Source organism: Klebsiella sp. Shm-1 (assembly GCF_040804525.1).
GTDB lineage: Bacteria > Pseudomonadota > Gammaproteobacteria > Enterobacterales > Enterobacteriaceae > Klebsiella > Klebsiella pneumoniae.
Genome location: NZ_CP161823.1, coordinates 1686608 through 1707085 on the forward strand (window position 1 = coordinate 1686608; position 20478 = coordinate 1707085).

General features: G+C 43.7%; 16 protein-coding genes. 13 read left to right on the forward strand and 3 right to left on the reverse strand.

The features are described from left to right. Positions 1-30 precede the first annotated feature (30 nt). The 6 genes from AB1E37_RS08120 to ugd all read left to right on the forward strand — a co-directional run bounded on the left by AB1E37_RS08120 (position 31) and on the right by ugd (position 8029). Positions 31-603, forward strand: coding sequence for an acyltransferase (locus tag AB1E37_RS08120; protein WP_367777061.1), 573 nt, complete (start codon positions 31-33; stop codon positions 601-603). Between the two features lie 77 nt (positions 604-680). After that, on the forward strand, positions 681-2078 hold the full coding sequence (gene wcaJ, locus AB1E37_RS08125; protein WP_004180508.1) for an undecaprenyl-phosphate glucose phosphotransferase: 1398 nt from the start codon (positions 681-683) through the stop codon (positions 2076-2078). 163 nt (positions 2079-2241) lie between these two features. Continuing rightward, positions 2242-3648 (forward strand): NADP-dependent phosphogluconate dehydrogenase, encoded by a 1407-nt coding sequence (gndA, locus tag AB1E37_RS08130; protein ID WP_004899420.1) that lies wholly within the window; start codon positions 2242-2244, stop codon positions 3646-3648. Positions 3649-3890: 242 nt separating this feature from the next. Beyond that, positions 3891-5306 (forward strand): mannose-1-phosphate guanylyltransferase/mannose-6-phosphate isomerase, encoded by a 1416-nt coding sequence (locus tag AB1E37_RS08135; protein WP_004899418.1) that lies wholly within the window; start codon positions 3891-3893, stop codon positions 5304-5306. A gap of 22 nt (positions 5307-5328) precedes the next feature. Then, the gene (gene rfbK, locus AB1E37_RS08140) at positions 5329-6699 is read left to right on the forward strand and encodes an O9 family phosphomannomutase RfbK (RefSeq protein WP_004899416.1); all 1371 of its coding nucleotides are present in this window, start codon (positions 5329-5331) and stop codon (positions 6697-6699) included. A gap of 163 nt (positions 6700-6862) precedes the next feature. Next, positions 6863-8029: a UDP-glucose 6-dehydrogenase gene (ugd, locus tag AB1E37_RS08145; RefSeq protein ID WP_004175261.1), complete on the forward strand. Its 1167-nt coding sequence runs from the start codon at positions 6863-6865 to the stop codon at positions 8027-8029. A 421-nt stretch (positions 8030-8450) separates the two neighbouring features. Here the strand turns inward: ugd and AB1E37_RS08150 are convergent, their stop codons facing one another. Both AB1E37_RS08150 and AB1E37_RS08155 read right to left on the reverse strand, forming a co-directional pair. Next, complete coding sequence (locus tag AB1E37_RS08150) at positions 8451-8573, reverse strand: small membrane protein (protein ID WP_004144151.1); 123 nt, start codon at positions 8571-8573, stop codon at positions 8451-8453. A gap of 399 nt (positions 8574-8972) precedes the next feature. Further along, positions 8973-9977: an NAD-dependent epimerase gene (locus AB1E37_RS08155; protein ID WP_032447728.1), complete on the reverse strand. Its 1005-nt coding sequence runs from the start codon at positions 9975-9977 to the stop codon at positions 8973-8975. A 1045-nt stretch (positions 9978-11022) separates the two neighbouring features. Between AB1E37_RS08155 and rfbA the strand changes: the two genes are divergently transcribed. From rfbA to AB1E37_RS08190, 7 genes are all read left to right on the forward strand, one after another. Then, entirely contained in the window at positions 11023-11790 is a 768-nt protein-coding gene (gene rfbA / locus AB1E37_RS08160) for an O-antigen export ABC transporter permease RfbA (RefSeq protein ID WP_002912373.1), read from the forward strand. Continuing rightward, entirely contained in the window at positions 11790-12530 is a 741-nt protein-coding gene (rfbB, locus tag AB1E37_RS08165) for an O-antigen export ABC transporter ATP-binding protein RfbB (protein WP_004175264.1), read from the forward strand. The genes rfbA and rfbB overlap by 1 nt, the downstream gene beginning before the upstream one ends. Positions 12531-12545: 15 nt before the next feature. Then, positions 12546-14444 carry a DUF4422 domain-containing protein gene (locus tag AB1E37_RS08170; RefSeq protein WP_032447726.1) on the forward strand — a complete coding sequence of 633 codons (1899 nt, stop codon included), beginning with the start codon at positions 12546-12548 and terminating at the stop codon, positions 14442-14444. A 12-nt stretch (positions 14445-14456) separates the two neighbouring features. Beyond that, complete coding sequence (gene rfbD / locus AB1E37_RS08175; protein WP_004890861.1) at positions 14457-15611, forward strand: UDP-galactopyranose mutase; 1155 nt, start codon at positions 14457-14459, stop codon at positions 15609-15611. Next, complete coding sequence (locus AB1E37_RS08180; protein ID WP_284302506.1) at positions 15608-16501, forward strand: glycosyltransferase; 894 nt, start codon at positions 15608-15610, stop codon at positions 16499-16501. Before rfbD ends, AB1E37_RS08180 begins: the two co-directional genes overlap by 4 nt. Continuing rightward, on the forward strand, positions 16502-17644 hold the full coding sequence (locus AB1E37_RS08185; RefSeq protein WP_074160401.1) for a glycosyltransferase family 4 protein: 1143 nt from the start codon (positions 16502-16504) through the stop codon (positions 17642-17644). Positions 17645-17739: 95 nt separating this feature from the next. After that, positions 17740-18948: a glycosyltransferase family 2 protein gene (locus AB1E37_RS08190; RefSeq protein ID WP_032447724.1), complete on the forward strand. Its 1209-nt coding sequence runs from the start codon at positions 17740-17742 to the stop codon at positions 18946-18948. A gap of 69 nt (positions 18949-19017) precedes the next feature. Here AB1E37_RS08190 and AB1E37_RS08195 read toward each other — a convergent pair whose 3' ends face one another. After that, complete coding sequence (locus AB1E37_RS08195) at positions 19018-20478, reverse strand: glucosyl transferase GtrII family protein (protein ID WP_032447723.1); 1461 nt, start codon at positions 20476-20478, stop codon at positions 19018-19020.

Genomic DNA, 20478 nt, shown 5'->3' on the forward strand with positions numbered 1-20478 from the left:
AGCATCATTGGTGTTTTGTTTAGGATGCTAATGTTTCGATTGGTCTACAAAAAAAACATTTTAACTTCTCCGAAAGTGAAAAAAAAGAATATAAAAAATATAAAATTCCACAAAAATAGTAATTTAATTGTCGGGTTGTCAAATGTTAGTCACGTAAATAATAATTCGATATGTTATATAAATAACCGCGGTGAAATGCATGTGTCAGGAAATGTGTTTATAGCTAAAAGTGTTCGGGTTGACATTGCTGACTCTAGTAAGATTATTTTAAACGACTGTTATATTGGGCCTGAAACAGATCTTATTTCTTATTCTGGCATTAGCATTGGAAAAGGGAGTATGGTTTCTTGGAGGGTTCAATTTCTGGATGAAGATTTTCATTTGGTTTCCTATAATGATAAGAAACCTAAAGACGGTAAAATTACCATAGGTGAAAATTGCCTTATAGGGAACAATGTTGCCATTAATAAAGGTTGTATTATCGCTGATGGTTGCGTTGTTGCGAGTCATTCAGTCGTTAATGGTGTTTTCCTTGAGAAAAATTGTCTTATAGCTGGCGTTCCAGCAAGGGTTATCAAAAGAAATATATCATGGCAACACTAAGAGTTTTTCATCTCTTGTTTGTTACGTTAATGAAACTTATCGACAGATATGCTTGTTTATAAATGAGTGATTGAATTATGACAATATCTCAGCATCGCTTTCGCTCGAATGCAAATGCTTCCATAATTTCTATGCTTCAGCGTTTTTCTGATATTCTGATAATATTTTTAGGTATTTATTTTTCGTGTTTTATAAATGACTATTTTTTTAATTTACACTATGTACTAATGGCACTTGTTGCACTTGTTGTATTTCAAATGATCGGCGGTATTACAGACTTTTATCGCTCATGGAGAGGCGTGGAATTTTCTGTTGAATTAATTTTAATACTTAAAAATTGGTCGCTTTCTTTTTTACTAACGCTCGGTTTTGTTACGTTATTTTCAGATTTTGATTTAACATTTAGAACATTTATTTTTTGGTATTTGGCTGTATGTGCTGGCTTTGTTGTTACTCGTTCTTTGATCAGAGCATTAGCAGGATTTTTTAGACGGATTGGTTATAATAAAAGAAGAGTTGCTTTTGCTGGGTCTTTACCAGCAGGAATCAGTTTGCTGGAAACTTTTAGAAAGCAGCCTTGGTTAGGGTTTGAGGTTAAAGGTATATATGAAGACTCCTTTTCAGGTACTTATGATTTAGAACTTTATGCTGGAAAAATTTCTGATTTAATAAATGAGGCAAGAAAAGGAACTATTGACCGTATTTACATTGCAATGCATATGAGAGATGAGGTTGCTATAAAAAATATGGTTTCACAATTAACAGATACTACTTGTTCTGTTCTTTATATACCTGATGTATTTACTTTTAATATACTGCAGTCGCGTACGGAAGAAATAAATGGCGTACCGGTTGTTCCATTATTTGATTCCCCGCTGAATGGCATTAACATGGTTTTTAAGCGCCTTGAAGATATCATTGTATCATCATTGATTCTTATTCTGATATCACCAATTCTTCTGGTTATTGCTACTGCAGTTAAAACTACCTCGAAAGGGCCGGTTATTTTCCGCCAGGTGCGTTATGGAATGGATGGAAAACCTATAAAAGTATGGAAATTTCGCTCGATGACTGTAATGGAAAACGACGATAAAGTTATTCAGGCTACAAAAAATGATATCCGCGTGACTAAAGTTGGCAAGTTTTTACGCAGTACTTCCTTAGACGAACTTCCGCAGTTCTTTAACGTACTTTTTGGTCAGATGTCCGTTGTAGGACCTCGACCGCATGCAGTTTCTCATAACGAGCAATATCGGTCCTTAATTCAGGGATATATGCTTCGTCATAAGGTTAAGCCAGGTATCACGGGCTTAGCACAAATTAATGGTTGGCGTGGTGAAACAGATACTTTGGAAAAAATGGAAAAACGAATCGAATATGATTTGTTATATATCAGAGGTTGGAGCATTTGGTTAGATCTAAAAATAATATTCCTTACTGTCTTTAAAGGATTTATTAACAAATCTGCTTATTGATAAGATGCTGCTTAAGATAAGCATTGTGCATTTATAGTCCAAAATTTATATGTTGTGCTAGTTAACAAATTTTCACTATGAGCTCTATGTACTTTGGGCTAACATTATCATCACATTTAAGCTGCGAACGTGTCGCAGTGACCACACCAGACAGGAGTATGTAATGTCCAAGCAACAGATCGGGGTTGTCGGTATGGCTGTGATGGGGCGTAACCTTGCGCTGAACATCGAAAGCCGCGGTTATACCGTCTCCGTTTTCAACCGCTCCCGTGAAAAGACCGAAGAAGTTATTGCCGAAAATCCAGGCAAGAAGCTGGTTCCTTACTATACAGTACAAGAGTTTGTTGAATCCCTCGAAACACCACGCCGTATCCTGTTGATGGTGAAGGCCGGGGCTGGCACCGACAGCGCCATCGATTCCCTGAAGCCTTACCTCGATAAAGGCGACATCATCATTGATGGCGGCAACACCTTCTTCCAGGACACCATCCGTCGTAACCGTGAGCTATCTGCCGAAGGTTTTAACTTTATCGGTACCGGTGTTTCCGGTGGTGAAGAAGGGGCTCTGAAAGGGCCTTCCATCATGCCTGGTGGGCAGAAAGAAGCCTATGAGTTAGTTGCTCCGATTCTGAAGCATATTGCTGCGGTTGCTGAAGACGGTGAGCCATGTGTCACCTATATCGGTGCTGACGGTGCTGGCCATTATGTGAAGATGGTTCATAACGGCATTGAGTATGGTGACATGCAGCTGATTGCTGAAGCTTATGCGCTTTTGAAAGGCGGTCTGGCACTTTCCAACGAAGAGCTGGCGCAAACCTTCACCGAATGGAACGAAGGTGAGCTAAGCAGCTACCTGATCGACATTACCAAAGATATCTTCACCAAGAAGGATGAAGAAGGTAAGTACCTCGTTGATGTCATTCTTGATGAAGCAGCAAACAAAGGTACCGGTAAGTGGACCAGCCAGAGCTCACTGGATCTCGGCGAACCTCTGTCTCTGATAACCGAGTCCGTATTTGCTCGCTATATTTCTTCGCTTAAAGACCAGCGTGTAGCCGCGTCGAAAGTGCTGAGTGGTCCGCAGGCCCAGCCGGCCGGTGATAAAGCTGAATTTATCGAAAAAGTGCGTCGCGCGTTGTACCTCGGTAAAATCGTCTCCTATGCTCAGGGCTTCTCCCAGCTGCGTGCTGCTTCTGATGAATACAACTGGGATCTTAACTACGGCGAGATCGCTAAGATTTTCCGCGCTGGCTGCATAATTCGTGCGCAGTTCCTGCAGAAGATCACCGATGCTTATGCGCAAAACGCTGGCATTGCTAACCTCCTGCTGGCACCGTACTTCAAACAGATTGCTGATGACTATCAGCAGGCGCTGCGTGATGTAGTGGCGTATGCCGTACAGAATGGTATTCCGGTACCGACTTTCTCTGCTGCAATTGCCTACTACGACAGCTACCGTTCCGCAGTTCTGCCCGCTAACCTGATTCAGGCTCAGCGTGATTACTTTGGTGCGCACACCTATAAGCGTACTGATAAAGAAGGTGTATTCCATACCGAGTGGTTGGAATAATCTTTATATGCCACAGTCAGGCCATTTGGCCTGACTGTTATCTATTGTTAGTTATTCTACAATAATCTGATCAAAGTCATCTTATTTGCACGCCTGCGTTATTTATCCAGCTCTAATAAACCAAATGCTTATCTTTTAAGAATTTGCCATATTTATACTTTTGTACACTTATAATAAGCTGCTTCTGGCCTCAGAATATATCTGGGTGTTTAATAACAGGGTTTTAATTAAAGGATATTAATATGTTGCTTCCTGTGATCATGGCTGGTGGTACCGGCAGTCGTCTCTGGCCGATGTCTCGCGAGCTTTACCCGAAACAGTTCCTCCGGCTGTACGGGCAGAACTCCATGCTGCAGGAAACCATCACCCGCCTCTCGGGCCTTGAAATCCATGAACCGATGGTCATCTGTAACGAAGAGCACCGCTTCCTGGTGGCCGAACAGCTGCGCCAGCTCAACAAGCTGTCCAACAACATTATTCTTGAGCCGGTCGGGCGCAACACCGCCCCGGCCATCGCCCTGGCGGCTCTTCAGGCCACCCGTCACGGCGACGACCCGCTGATGCTGGTCCTCGCCGCCGACCATATCATCAATAACCAGCCGGTCTTCCACGACGCCATCCGCGTCGCCGAGCAGTATGCCGATGAAGGCCATCTGGTCACCTTCGGTATCGTGCCGAACGCCCCGGAAACCGGCTACGGTTACATCCAGCGAGGCGTGGCCCTCACCGACAGCGCCCACACCCCGTACCAGGTGGCCCGCTTCGTGGAGAAGCCGGACCGCGAGCGCGCCGAGGCCTACCTCGCCTCCGGGGAGTACTACTGGAACAGCGGCATGTTTATGTTCCGCGCCAAAAAATACCTCTCCGAGCTGGCCAAATTCCGCCCGGATATCCTCGAAGCCTGCCAGGTCGCGGTGAATGCCGCCGACAACGGCAGCGACTTCATCAGCATTCCGCATGACATTTTCTGCGAGTGTCCGGACGAGTCTGTGGACTACGCGGTGATGGAGAAAACCGCCGACGCGGTGGTGGTCGGTCTCGATGCCGACTGGAGCGACGTCGGCTCCTGGTCCGCCCTGTGGGAGGTCAGCCCGAAAGACGGGCAGGGTAACGTCCTCAGCGGCGACGCGTGGGTGCACAACAGCGAAAACTGCTACATCAACAGCGACGAGAAGCTGGTGGCGGCCATCGGCGTGGAGAACCTGGTGATTGTCAGCACCAAGGACGCCGTGCTGGTGATGAACCGCGAGCGTTCCCAGGACGTGAAGAAGGCGGTCGAGTTCCTCAAGCAGAACCAGCGCAGCGAGTACAAGCGCCACCGCGAGATTTACCGTCCCTGGGGCCGCTGCGACGTGGTGGTCCAGACCCCGCGCTTCAACGTCAACCGCATCACCGTGAAACCGGGCGGCGCCTTCTCGATGCAGATGCACCACCACCGCGCCGAGCACTGGGTCATTCTCGCCGGCACCGGCCAGGTGACGGTCAACGGCAAGCAGTTCCTGCTGACCGAGAACCAGTCCACCTTTATTCCGATTGGCGCCGAGCACAGCCTGGAAAACCCGGGCCGCATTCCGCTGGAAGTGCTGGAGATCCAGTCGGGGTCGTACCTCGGCGAGGACGACATTATTCGTATTAAAGACCAGTATGGTCGTTGCTAATTTTTTCGGGACAAAACGCAGAATGACACAGTTAACATGCTTTAAGGCTTATGACATCCGTGGTGAACTGGGCGAGGAGCTGAACGAGGACATCGCCTACCGTATCGGCCGCGCCTACGGCGAATTTCTGAAACCCGGGAAGATAGTGGTGGGGGGCGATGTGCGCCTCACCAGCGAGTCGCTGAAGCTGGCGCTGGCCCGCGGGCTGATGGACGCCGGCACCGACGTGCTGGATATCGGCCTGAGCGGCACGGAAGAGATTTACTTCGCCACCTTCCACCTCGGGGTGGATGGCGGTATCGAGGTGACGGCCAGCCACAACCCGATGAACTACAACGGCATGAAGCTGGTGCGCGAGAACGCGAAGCCCATCAGCGGCGACACCGGCCTGCGGGATATCCAGCGCCTGGCGGAGGAGAACCAGTTCCCGCCGGTGGACCCGGCGCGTCGCGGGACCCTGCGCCAGATTTCGGTGCTGAAGGAGTACGTCGACCACCTGATGGGCTACGTGGACCTGGCGAACTTCACCCGTCCGCTGAAGCTGGTGGTGAACTCCGGCAACGGGGCGGCGGGGCACGTAATTGATGAGGTGGAGAAACGCTTCGCGGCGGCCGGGGCGCCGGTGACCTTTATCAAGGTGCATCACCAGCCGGACGGCCATTTCCCGAACGGTATCCCGAACCCGCTGCTGCCGGAGTGCCGCCAGGACACCGCCGACGCGGTGCGTGCGCATCAGGCGGACATGGGGATCGCCTTTGACGGCGACTTCGACCGCTGCTTCCTGTTCGATGACGAGGCGTCGTTTATCGAGGGGTACTACATTGTCGGCCTGCTGGCGGAAGCGTTCCTGCAGAAGCAGCCGGGGGCGAAAATCATTCACGACCCGCGTCTGACATGGAACACGGTGGACATCGTGACCCGCAGCGGCGGCCAGCCGGTGATGTCGAAGACCGGGCATGCGTTCATCAAGGAGCGGATGCGCCAGGAAGACGCCATCTACGGCGGGGAGATGAGCGCGCACCATTACTTCCGCGACTTCGCCTACTGCGACAGCGGGATGATCCCGTGGCTGCTGGTGGCGGAGCTGCTGTGCCTGAAGAACAGCTCGCTGAAATCGCTGGTGGCGGACCGCCAGGCGGCGTTCCCGGCGTCGGGGGAGATCAACCGCAAGCTGGGAAATGCAGCGGAGGCGATAGCGCGCATCCGGGCGCAGTATGAGCCGGCGGCCGCACACATCGACACAACGGACGGTATCAGTATTGAATACCCTGAGTGGCGCTTTAACCTGCGCACGTCCAATACCGAGCCGGTGGTGCGTCTGAACGTTGAGTCCAGAGCGGATACTGCGTTAATGAATGCAAAAACCGAAGAGATTTTAGCTCTTCTCAAGTAATGCATTATCCATAATGGAAGCCATAGGGTCAGATTTTAATCGTATTTTTGACCTTATGGCTTATTCTTGACATCCCACTGGTCAAAGCGTAAAACCGCCCACAGAATTATTTAATTTCGTGGCTATCCGCCATTATCCAGTTAACTGATTAAAGTGTAATCTCATGAAAATTACTATTTCCGGTACAGGTTATGTTGGTTTATCGAACGGTGTCCTGATCGCGCAAAACCACGAAGTGGTGGCCCTGGATATCGTACAGGCCAAAGTGGATATGCTTAACCAGAAGATCTCTCCGATTGTCGATAAAGAGATTCAGGAATATCTGGCAGAAAAACCGTTAAATTTCCGTGCCACCACGGATAAGCACGACGCGTACCGCAATGCCGACTACGTGATCATTGCGACGCCGACCGATTACGATCCCAAAACTAACTACTTCAACACCTCTACGGTGGAAGCGGTTATTCGCGATGTCACAGAGATCAACCCGAACGCGGTAATGATCATTAAATCGACCATCCCGGTGGGGTTCACCCGCGACATCAAAGAACGTTTAGGGATTGATAATGTTATTTTCTCTCCTGAGTTCCTGCGTGAAGGACGTGCGCTGTACGACAACCTACATCCGTCGCGTATTGTCATCGGTGAGCGCTCCGCGCGTGCCGAACGTTTCGCTGATCTGCTGAAAGAAGGCGCGATCAAGCAGGATATCCCGACCCTGTTTACCGACTCTACCGAAGCGGAAGCGATCAAACTGTTCGCTAACACCTATCTGGCGCTGCGCGTTGCCTATTTCAACGAGCTCGACAGCTATGCTGAAAGCCAGGGGCTGAACAGCAAGCAGATTATCGAAGGGGTATGCCTGGATCCGCGTATCGGCAACCATTATAACAACCCGTCCTTTGGCTACGGCGGCTACTGCCTGCCAAAAGATACCAAGCAGCTGCTGGCGAACTACGAATCGGTCCCGAACAATATCATCGCGGCTATCGTCGATGCCAACCGTACCCGTAAAGACTTTATCGCGGATTCTATTCTCGCTCGTAAGCCGAAAGTAGTGGGTGTGTATCGCCTGATCATGAAGAGTGGTTCGGACAACTTCCGTGCCTCTTCTATTCAGGGCATTATGAAGCGCATCAAGGCGAAAGGTATTCCGGTTATTATCTATGAACCGGTGATGCAGGAAGATGAGTTCTTCAACTCCCGTGTCGTGCGCGACCTGAATGCCTTCAAGCAAGAAGCTGATGTGATCATTTCTAACCGTATGGCGGAAGAGTTGGCGGATGTGGCGGACAAGGTCTACACCCGCGATCTGTTTGGTAACGATTAATTCTGCCTGTCTGACACTGGCGGTTCCCTGCCGCCAGTGTTCTTCTTTATCTCCCCGCTATATCCCTCACTACGCGTATTTCTCGAACATTCAGATTAAGCTCAATAAATTGTGATGGACATTACGATCCTGCTCAAAAGCCGTTGCGGGTTGAAAACAGGTCCGATAAGTTAAACTTACCTTGTGAAGAGCTACCGTCACTGTGATGTAGATGCCGGAGATAAGCGCCGGGAGGTAAAACAAAGCCTGCAACGCAGGCTTTTGTTATTTATGTCCTATGAAAAAACGAGGGATAGGGCGCGAGTAGCGTTATTTTTTCTTGCCTTAAGGCCATGCCAAAACGCAGAATGAATAGTCATTCTGTCATATCATTTTTTATCTCTTAATATTATCTTAATCTAATTGCAATATGAAGTGGGCCTTACCACTTGCGTTTATTAAACGTCAGTTTCGTTTTCTTTCTGTCTTTTAAATAAGAAATTAAGAAATAAACGGAAACAGCAAGTAGTATGGCAGCGACCACTAAGAAAAATAGGTTTTCCATAATATCTACCACAGGGCGTATGTTGATTGAATTATTAGTTTGATAAGCAATACATCAGTTTTGTGCTGTTGCATGGCTTGCTCTAACATATCCTGGATTTAGGAAAATTCCTACAGAGAGTAATGTTTTTTATCTATCAGCATATAATGCTGTTTTCGCTAACCAAATTGGTTTGGATATCAGGAAAGTTTGAGTGCCTGGCGTGCGGATATTTGCTTTTCTGAAAAAGGCTGGATGAAACTGGTTTCAGGCGTGCGAGTAAAAAGGCAAAAATACCGTCTATAGCACAAAATATTATATATAAAACAATGAATGTGCATTCAGTCGACATATAGCCCGGATAACGGAGGTTCCATAGAAGAGGTGCCGCAATCTGACGATTGCGGCAGGGCATGGGGACTAGATCTGATAGTAATCCTTGTACCACTCCACGAAGTTCTTCACGCCTTCCTTCACTGACGTTTGCGGCTTGAAACCCACCAGGTCATACAGCGGTTGGGTGTCTGCGCTGGTGTCCAGCACATCTCCCGGCTGGATCGGCATCATATTCTTCTGCGCTTCCATCCCCAGCGCTTCTTCCAGGGCGGTGATGTAGTCCATCAGTTCCACTGGTGAGCTGTTGCCAATGTTATATACCCGATACGGCGCGGAGCTGGTGGCCGGGGAACCGCTCTCAACGGTCCAGTCGGCATTGGCCTGCGGGATCACATCCTGCACCCGAACCACCGCCTCGACGATGTCGTCGATATAGGTGAAGTCGCGCTTCATTTTGCCGTAGTTGTAAACGTCGATACTTTTTCCTTCCAGCATCGCTTTCGTGAACTTGAACAGCGCCATATCCGGGCGACCCCACGGACCATAAACTGTAAAGAAGCGCAGCCCGGTGGTCGGGATGCCGTACAGGTGAGAATAGGTGTGCGCCATCAGCTCATTAGCTTTCTTGGTGGCGGCATACAGGGAGACCGGATGATCGACGGAATCTTCGGTGGAGAACGGCATTTTACGGTTGAGGCCGTAAACCGAGCTGGAGGAGGCGTACACCAGGTGTTTCACCTTGGTATGACGGCAGCCTTCCAGAATGTTCAGGTACCCCATCAGGTTAGCGTCTGCGTACGCATACGGGTTTTCCAGCGAGTAGCGCACGCCGGCCTGGGCGGCCAGGTGGATCACGCGGTCAAATTGCTCTGTGGCGAACAGCTTTGCCATACCTTCACGGACGGCCAAATCCAGCTGCTGGAAATGGAATGCTGGAGATGCCAGGCGATCCAGACGTGCCTGCTTCAGGCTGACGTCATAATAGTCGTTCATGTTGTCGATTCCGACAACATCATGCCCTTCATTCAGCAGGCGCTGCGCGATATGGAAGCCGATAAAACCTGCGGCACCAGTGACCAAAAACTTCATATTTTTCCTCCGGGGTGTGGATATCCCGTTCTACATAAGTGCCGATTTTACACTGGCTTGCGGTTGGGATCACTTGCTTTGCCATGACAAGATATGCAAGTAACTGTAAACAGCGGCGTCTGAGAGTAAATGCCTTGTAATTAATTATCATTCGTGAAAGGTATTAAGCCATTCAGAAGATGAAAAGCACTATAGAAACCAATATAAACAATGGGTTATCTGTTTGTTTCGGTTTTATCGAGTATTGCTAGGTTTTAGACGCGGTCTGGCCTCGTAGAGTAAAGATTGTTACTTTGGTTTGCCCGGTGTGTTTGTTTCCCGAGAGCACTTTAGCGATAATGCCATCATATCGTCTAAAGTGTGTCCATTTTTACATTGAGAAAGCCATGCACCGGATTTTTACTTTTATTCCTTACTTGCAGAGTTATAATACGCTGCCGTTCTATTTGGCAGACTTAGGTATTGCTTGATAAATCATCACCAAAAGTTGTTATTAATATGCAAGAAATTATTTCAGAATTTCATGCTGTCCTTAGATGGTTCTTTTGCATGTAAGGGCGTGATGAGCAGGTGAGGGGAGTGCTACGCCAGGCATGCTGCTTGCGGAAATGAGAAAGTCCTGATAGCTAACGGAGAAGGGAAACGCCAGAGTAAAGCCTTTTTGTAGCTAAGGTAACGAGATGCATGGCTGTACTGAACAGTAATGCCATCTGCAGTGCGGTTTGAACGGATGTGAGTGTTAAAAACTCGGTGGATCACGCATTTTGGTTGCGATAGCCAATGGCGGTAGCGTGGAAGAAAACATAAGGTGATTTTTTAATTTATTGAATTAAAAGGGTTTTTATCGGTTTATTGCTGGGGTGTCGCTTGCGCTTCCGTTCAAATCATTGGTTGCAGTCGATGAATGGCAGCTGACCTGATAAACTTTGCCCGCAGCACAAAGCAGTCAGTTTCTCGATTGTTGAGCCTGACAGGATCGGCGAGGTAGACCTGGTATGACTAACTCATTCAGTGGATATTTGCAGAATAATTTATGAGTATAAAGATGAAGTACAATTTAGGGTATTTATTTGATTTACTTGTTGTGATAACAAATAAAGATCTAAAAGTGCGCTATAAGAGCAGCATGCTAGGCTATTTATGGTCAGTAGCAAATCCATTGCTTTTTGCCATGATTTATTATTTTATATTTAAGCTGGTAATGAGAGTACAAATTCCAAATTATACAGTTTTCCTCATTACCGGCTTGTTTCCGTGGCAATGGTTTGCCAGTTCGGCCACTAACTCATTATTTTCATTCATCGCTAACGCTCAAATTATCAAGAAGACAGTTTTTCCCCGGTCCGTGATTCCGCTAAGTAATGTGATGATGGAAGGCTTGCATTTTCTTTGCACCATCCCGGTTATTGTTGTCTTTCTTTTTGTTTATGGCATGACGCCGTCCTTGTCCTGGGTTTGGGGTATACCTCTCATTGCTATTGGCCAGGTGATTTTCACCTTTGGTGTTTCAATCATCTTTTCAACGCTGAACCTGTTTTTCCGTGACCTAGAGCGCTTTGTCAGTCTGGGGATTATGCTGATGTTTTATTGTACGCCGATTTTATATGCGTCTGATATGATTCCGGAAAAATTTAGCTGGATAATTACCTACAATCCGCTAGCGAGTATGATTCTTAGTTGGCGTGATTTATTCATGAATGGGACTCTTAATTATGAGTATATTTCTATACTCTATTTTACGGGAATCATTTTGACGGTTGTCGGTTTGTCTATTTTCAATAAATTAAAATATCGATTTGCAGAGATCTTGTAATGCACCCAGTTATTAACTTCAGTCATGTTACAAAAGAGTATCCTCTGTACCATCATATTGGCTCAGGAATCAAAGATTTAATTTTCCATCCCAAACGCGCTTTTCAGTTGCTGAAGGGGCGGAAATATTTAGCTATCGAAGACGTATCCTTTACAGTTGGCAAAGGTGAGGCTGTTGCCCTGATTGGACGTAATGGGGCAGGAAAGAGTACCTCGCTTGGCCTGGTTGCCGGCGTGATTAAGCCAACTAAGGGAACCGTCACCACTGAAGGACGGGTGGCATCGATGCTTGAACTCGGCGGAGGCTTTCATCCGGAACTTACCGGGCGTGAGAATATTTACCTGAATGCTACTCTGCTGGGCCTTCGGCGTAAAGAGGTCCAGCAACGTATGGAACGTATTATTGAATTTTCGGAACTGGGAGAATTCATAGACGAGCCAATCAGAGTGTACTCAAGCGGAATGCTAGCTAAGTTAGGTTTTTCGGTCATCAGTCAGGTTGAACCGGATATTTTAATTATTGATGAAGTTCTGGCAGTAGGTGATATCGCTTTTCAGGCAAAATGTATTCAGACCATCAGAGATTTTAAGAAAAGAGGCGTGACAATATTGTTTGTTAGCCACAATATGAGTGACGTTGAAAAAATCTGCGACAGAGTCATCTGGATCGAAAATCATAGGCTCAGAGAAGTGGGGTCTGCAGAGCGAATCATTGAACTGTACAAGCAAGCAATGGCTTAATCAGTGGGTAATATAATGAACAATAGCGTTAAAATCTATACCAGCCACCATAAGCCTAGTGCTTTTCTTAATGCTGCAATTATCAAACCTCTGCATGTCGGCAAAGCTAATTCTTGTAATGAAATTGGTTGTCCAGGAGATGACACTGGCGATAATATTTCCTTTAAGAATCCGTTTTATTGCGAACTAACTGCGCATTATTGGGTTTGGAAAAACGAAGAGCTGGCAGACTATGTCGGTTTCATGCACTATCGCCGTCATCTTAATTTTTCCGAAAAACAAACTTTTTCTGAGGATACCTGGGGGGTCGTGAACCATCCATGCATTGATGAAGAATATGAGAAGATCTTTGGATTAAACGAAGAAACAATTCAACGGTGTGTCGAAGGTATTGACATCTTGCTGCCCAAAAAATGGTCTGTCACTGCGGCGGGAAGTAAAAATAATTACGATCACTATGAACGAGGTGAATACTTACACATTCGTGATTATCAGGCTGCCATTGCCATCGTTGAAAAACTATATCCAGAGTATAGCACGGCAATAAAAACGTTTAATGATGCCAGTGATGGCTATTACACAAATATGTTTGTCATGCGCAAAGATATTTTTGTTGACTATTCTGAGTGGCTCTTTTCCATTCTGGATAATCTCGAAGATGCCATCTCGATGAACAATTATAATGCTCAGGAAAAACGCGTTATTGGGCATATAGCTGAACGGCTGTTTAATATTTACATAATTAAGCTGCAACAAGATGGTGAGCTTAAGGTAAAAGAATTACAGCGTACCTTTGTCAGCAATGAAACATTCAATGGTGCACTGAATCCAGTTTTTGATTCTGCGGTTCCAGTGGTTATCAGTTTCGATGATAATTACGCAATCAGCGGTGGCGCATTAATTAATTCCATTATCCGACATGCGGACAAAAATAAAAATTATGATATCGTCGTACTCGAAAACAAAGTTAGCTATTTGAATAAAACGCGGTTGGTAAATCTAACTTCGGCTCATCCGAATATTTCTCTTCGTTTTTTTGACGTTAATGCTTTCACTGAAATAAACGGTGTGCATACCCGAGCGCATTTTAGCGCATCAACGTATGCCCGTCTTTTTATTCCTCAACTGTTCAGACGATACGATAAAGTCGTATTTATTGATTCGGATACCGTTGTAAAGGCTGACCTGGGTGAACTGCTTGATGTCCCTCTGGGCAACAATTTAGTTGCAGCGGTTAAGGATATCGTCATGGAAGGTTTTGTAAAATTTTCTGCAATGTCGGCATCAGATGATGGCGTTATGCCGGCAGGCGAATATTTACAGAAAACCTTAAACATGAATAACCCTGATGAATATTTTCAGGCAGGGATTATTGTTTTTAATGTCAAACAAATGGTCGAAGAAAATACTTTTGCTGAATTGATGCGGGTATTAAAGGCAAAAAAATACTGGTTCCTCGACCAGGATATCATGAATAAAGTCTTCTACTCTCGAGTCACATTTCTGCCATTAGAGTGGAACGTTTATCATGGTAATGGCAACACGGATGATTTCTTCCCTAATCTTAAGTTTGCAACGTATATGAAATTTTTAGCAGCTCGCAAGAAGCCTAAAATGATTCATTATGCGGGTGAGAACAAACCATGGAATACCGAAAAAGTCGATTTTTATGACGACTTTATTGAAAACATCGCTAACACTCCATGGGAGATGGAAATCTATAAACGTCAAATGTCGTTAGCGGCTTCGATTGGTTTAACCCATAGCGAGCCGCAACAACAAATCTTGTTCCAGACCAAAATCAAGAACGTACTGATGCCTTATGTTAATAAATATGCACCAATAGGCACGCCAAGAAGAAACATGATGACTAAATATTATTACAAAGTACGCCGTGCTATTCTTGGACAATAAAAGAGACAACAGATGAAAAGAAAAAAAATATTGATCGTAGGCGCTGGTTTCTCTGGTGCAGTTATCGGTCGCCAACTTGCTGAGAAGGGACATCAAGTCCATATTATCGATCAGCGTGATCATATTGGGGGGAATTCCTATGATGCACGCGACTCTGAAACGAATGTGATGGTACATGTTTATGGACCCCATATTTTCCATACTGACAATGAAACAGTGTGGAACTATGTCAACAAGCATGCAGAGATGATGCCCTATGTGAACCGGGTTAAAGCGACAGTTAATGGTCAGGTATTTTCCCTGCCTATTAATTTGCATACTATCAATCAGTTTTTCTCAAAAACTTGTTCGCCTGATGAGGCCAGAGCGCTCATTGCTGAGAAAGGGGACAGCACTATTGCTGATCCACAAACTTTTGAAGAGCAAGCGTTACGCTTTATTGGTAAAGAGTTATATGAGGCCTTTTTTAAAGGATATACGATTAAACAGTGGGGGATGCAACCCTCGGAACTGCCCGCATCTATTCTTAAACGTCTTCCTGTTCGTTTTAACTATGATGATAATTATTTTAACCACAAATTTCAGGGCATGCCGAAATGTGGTTATACGCAGATGATTAAGTCAATTCTCAATCATGAGAATATCAAGGTTGACTTACAGCGGGAATTTATCGTTGACGAGCGAACTCATTACGATCACGTATTCTATAGCGGTCCATTAGATGCGTTTTATGGCTACCAATATGGCCGTCTGGGCTATCGAACATTAGATTTTAAAAAGTTTATCTATCAGGGTGATTACCAGGGATGCGCAGTGATGAACTACTGTTCTGTGGATGTGCCCTATACTCGCATCACTGAACATAAATATTTTTCTCCCTGGGAACAACACGACGGCTCTGTTTGTTATAAAGAGTATAGCCGTGCTTGTGAAGAAAATGATATTCCTTACTATCCTATTCGCCAGATGGGAGAGATGGCCCTTCTTGAAAAATATTTGTCATTGGCCGAGAATGAAACCAACATCACTTTTGTCGGTCGTCTTGGAACCTACCGTTACCTCGACATGGATGTGACCATCGCCGAAGCATTGAAAACGGCAGAAGTCTATTTAAATTCACTCACTGAAAATCAGCCAATGCCTGTGTTTACGGTTTCTGTACGATGAAATATACGGCATTGATAGTGACATTCAATCGTCTCGGCAAACTGAAAAAAACGGTTGGAGAGACCCTCAAACTTGAATTCACTAATATTGTTATTGTCAATAACGGGTCCACGGATGGGACCCAAGCCTGGCTTTCGTCAATTGTTGATACACGAGTCATTGTATTAACCCTCACCAAGAATACCGGTGGGGCGGGGGGCTTTAAAACCGGTAGTCAGTATATCTGTGAACAGCTGGCAAGTGATTGGGTATTTTTCTACGATGACGATGCTTACCCCTATCCAGACACGTTGAAGTCCTTTTCACAGCTGGATAAGCAGGGATGTCGGGTATTTAGTGGACTGGTGAAAGATCCACAAGGAAAACCGTGTCCGATGAATATGCCGTTCTCGCGTGTGCCAACTTCACTTGGCGACACTGTACGCTATTTACGCTACCCTGGAGAGTTTATCCCGGCAGCTAATCGTTCTATGTTCGTACAAACGGTTTCATTTGTTGGGATGGTCATACATCGTGATCTGCTCGCGACCAGTCTTGACCACATCCATGAACAGCTTTTTATCTACTTTGATGATCTTTACTTTGGCTATCAGCTATCACTAGCTGGTGAGAAAATTATGTATAGCCCGGAGTTGCTTTTTTATCATGATGTGAGTATTCAGGGCAAACTTATTGCACCTGAATGGAAGGTTTACTATCTCTGCCGTAATTTGATCCTGTCGAAGAAAATATTCCAGAAAAATGCCGTGTATAGCAATTCAGCGATAGCGATACGCATCCTAAAATATATATTAATCCTGCCATGGCAACGTCAAAAATATTCCTATATGAAATTTATTCTTCGTGGAATTTCACATGGCATAAAAGGTATTAGTGGTAAGTATCATTAAGTGGGCATAGCAATGAGAAAATTGTGTTATTTCATAAATTCGGATTGGTACTTCGATTTACACTGGATCGATCGTGCCATCGCCTCCCGTGATGCAGGTTATGAGATTCACATCATCAGCCATTTTATTGATGACAACATAATAAATAAATTCAAAACATTTGGCTTTATTTGCCATAATGTTACTCTTGATGCTCAATCTTTTAATGCATTAGTTTTCTTTCGTACTTACCATGATGTGCAAAAAATTATTAAAAATATAAAACCGGATCTCTTGCATTGCATCACTATCAAGCCATGTTTGATTGGTGGTGTGCTCGCGAAGAAATTTAATCTGCCGGTCATCGTAAGTTTTGTTGGGCTTGGAAGAGTATTTTCTTCTGACAGCATGCCTTTAAAATTATTGCGGCAGTTTACTATTGCTGCATATAAATATATTGCCAGTAATAAGCGCTGTATATTTATGTTTGAACATGACCGCGACAGAAAAAAACTGGCTAAGTTGGTTGGACTCGAAGAACAACAGACTATTGTTATTGATGGTGCAGGCATTAATCCAGAGATATACAAATATTCTCTTGAACAGGATCACGATGTCCCTGTTGTATTGTTTGCCAGCCGTATGTTGTGGAGTAAAGGACTGGGCGACTTAATTGAAGCGAAGAAAATATTACGCAGTAAGAATATTCACTTTACTTTGAATGTTGCTGGAATTCTGGTCGAAAATGATAAAGATGCAATTTCCCTTCAGGTCATTGAAAATTGGCATCAGCAAGGATTAATTAACTGGTTAGGTCGTTCGAATAATGTTTGCGATCTTATTGAGCAATCAAATATCGTTGCTTTGCCGTCAGTTTATTCTGAAGGTGTTCCGCGAATTCTTCTGGAAGCATCTTCTGTGGGTCGCGCTTGTATTGCTTATGATGTTGGTGGTTGTGATAGCCTTATTATTGATAACGATAATGGAATTATTGTTAAAAGCAATTCACCTGAAGAGCTGGCTGATAAACTTGCCTTTTTACTTAGCAATCCTAAAGCACGCGTTGAAATGGGTATTAAGGGGAGGAAACGTATACAAGATAAATTTTCTAGTGTTATGATTATCGATAAAACATTGCAAATATATCATGATGTAGTTCGATGATGTGTAAGTTTCACATTTATTATTGCGAAAAACCTTCATATTGATAATAGTAATGTTTATATAATGTAATTCAATTTACTACTAATGGTATTTTTATGGCTCATGAAAAAAGTGATATAATTGTTTCGGTCGTTATTCCTGTTTACAACGCCGAAGAGTATATTGCAGATACTCTAAAAAACATTGTTTCACAGTCATTGTATGAAATTGAAATTATAATAATCAATGATCATTCGAGTGATAATACATTAGATATCCTTAAGGAGATTGCATCCAGCGATGAAAGAATACGAATTATTGATAACGCTGTAAATATTGGAGCTGGCATATCACGTAATATAGGTCTTTCAGAAGCAAAGGGAGAATATATAATATTTCTTGATGACGATGATTATGTCGATACGAACATGTTGAAGCACATGTCTGATTGTGCGGAGCTATCAGGGGCAGATATCGTTGTATGCAGAAGCCGCTCATTTAATCTACAATCTCTCCAGTATGCTCCAATGCCAGATTCAATTCGAAAAGATTTATTACCTGAAAAAGCAGTTTTCTCGCCTGGAGATATTGAGCGAGACTTTTTCAGGGCATTTATATGGTGGCCATGGGACAAACTATTCCGACGTGAATTTATTATTCAGCACTCGTTGAGCTACCAAGATTTAAGAACATCAAATGATCTGTTTTTTGTGTGTGCATCTATGCTTAGTGCCGAAAAGGTAACTATTCTTGATGAAATATTGATTACTCATACGATTAATCGAAAAACATCATTGTCTTCAACTCGCTCCGTTTCCTATCATTGCGCACTTGATGCTCTTGTTGCTCTAAGGGATTTTCTTTTTAAAAATGGCATGATGCAAAAGCGACAAAGGGATTTTTATAATTACATTGTCGTATTCCTTGAGTGGCACTTAAATACGCTATCGGGTGAAGCCTTTAATAAACTGTTTCAAGATGTCAAATTATTCATCAGCAGTTTTGATATCAATAATGAAGACTTTTATGATGAGTTTATTCTTTCTGCTTATCGACGAATCGCTGATATGTCTGCTGAAGAGTATCTTTTTTCATTAAAAGATCGGGTTCTTAATGAATTAGAGAATGCCCAACGAAATATTTTGACCTTACAAAACGAAGTTGAGGAGATAAAACAGCAGCTTCAACAAAAGGACGAAATGATTGCTTCTATGAATAGGGAAAATTTAGCTATTAAAGCAGATAATAAAATTCTCGAAAATTACAATGAAGAACTAAAGACTGTTCAGACAAAGTTTCTTAAACTACTCTCAAATAAAGACTAGTATTTAAAAGCGTATTTTATGATTACTGTAATAGCGCCCCCATAAAAAATGAGGGCGGCACAGAAATTACTAATAATTTATCGTTGACCTTCGCATTGCATCTGACGTTTTAATAACCATACAATCATCAATACATCGATTGGTCTCAGAAATTATAACGTTGTTAGATAGTTTGAAATTAAATCCTTTCATAATTCTGATCTCTTCAGCCATACCTTTGAGCGCCCAGGGCGCTGCTAATGAAATATTCCCAAACTCATCATATCTCTGTGTTTTTGTAAAGGCATTGTAAGCAGGATCTGTGAGATCGAACATTAATTTTCCTGTGTAATTCTTAGGTATTTTATTAGTTATTTCCGCAGCAAGTGCCTGAATTTCAGAGCGTTGAGGAATAATAAATCCATTTATAATATTATACTGAGCTATTATCATAATTGTTAAAGCGATAAGAGGCCAGACAAATGCTTGCTTAGAAATTCTACTGACAAGGCTATTTATGCCAATAAGAAATAGAGTTGATATAATAAGTTCTAAGGCCACTAACGAGCGGAATGCTGCCCAATTTTCTTTTGTCGCTAAATTTGGAGCGTAGGAACCTATCCCGATCGTTATGACTATGAACGTTTTCCATCTGCCTGTTTTTCCCACAAAAATAGTGTATAAGCCGATTAAAATTGCAAATGAGGAGAACCAAGAATATATTTTTACTGGTTGTATGTTATAGTTATTTACAGCGTTTATTAGTGATTCATTTATGAACCATTTCATCTTTCCACCGATATCTGCGGTTAACTCGGCTCTCGATAATGATTCCCCATATAGCCAGACAGGAAGTACTTTTGACATGATAAAACTGCCTGCAACACCGATAACTAAAATGATAAAACATGTCGCAACTTTTTTCACAGTTAAACTACTTTCTTTTTTTATGCAACTATCAAGCATAAAAAAGAATAAGAATGTAATTGCTGTCGGTTGATATATTGCAAATGCCACCCATAAGACAACAATGGATGCTAATTTTTCTGGCAATGACGACCGCTGCTTCGAATGTGGGAAACATTTATTATAACTAATACCTGCCAGCAATACTGAAATAGTGAACGGGAAACATGTTGCCCATGAAGCATAAACTTGAAACGCAGGGAGTAAGCAAATTAACAGTGGAAATATTATTTTGAATACGGGGTTATCAAATATTTTTCTGCTGTCTATGAAGTTGTAAATAAAACAACTTAAGACAACAAGACTTAATATATTAAAAAGCCGCAAATACGAAAATGAAGAAATATCATTAATTAACATTTTTCCATAGTAACGGAACACAGCATAAACGGGACGACCAGATTGGACATCCCACTGAAACGAAGAACCGTTTCTTGTTATAGCATCAAAGAATGTTGACCAGTCGTCTGAAAATGCATATGAAAAGAAAATTACCGGTGAAAATGTTAACATAATCAGAAAGAAATAAAAAATGTAAACGTTTTTTTTATTTCCCTCTGCTAAAGAATTGATCAGATTTTGCAT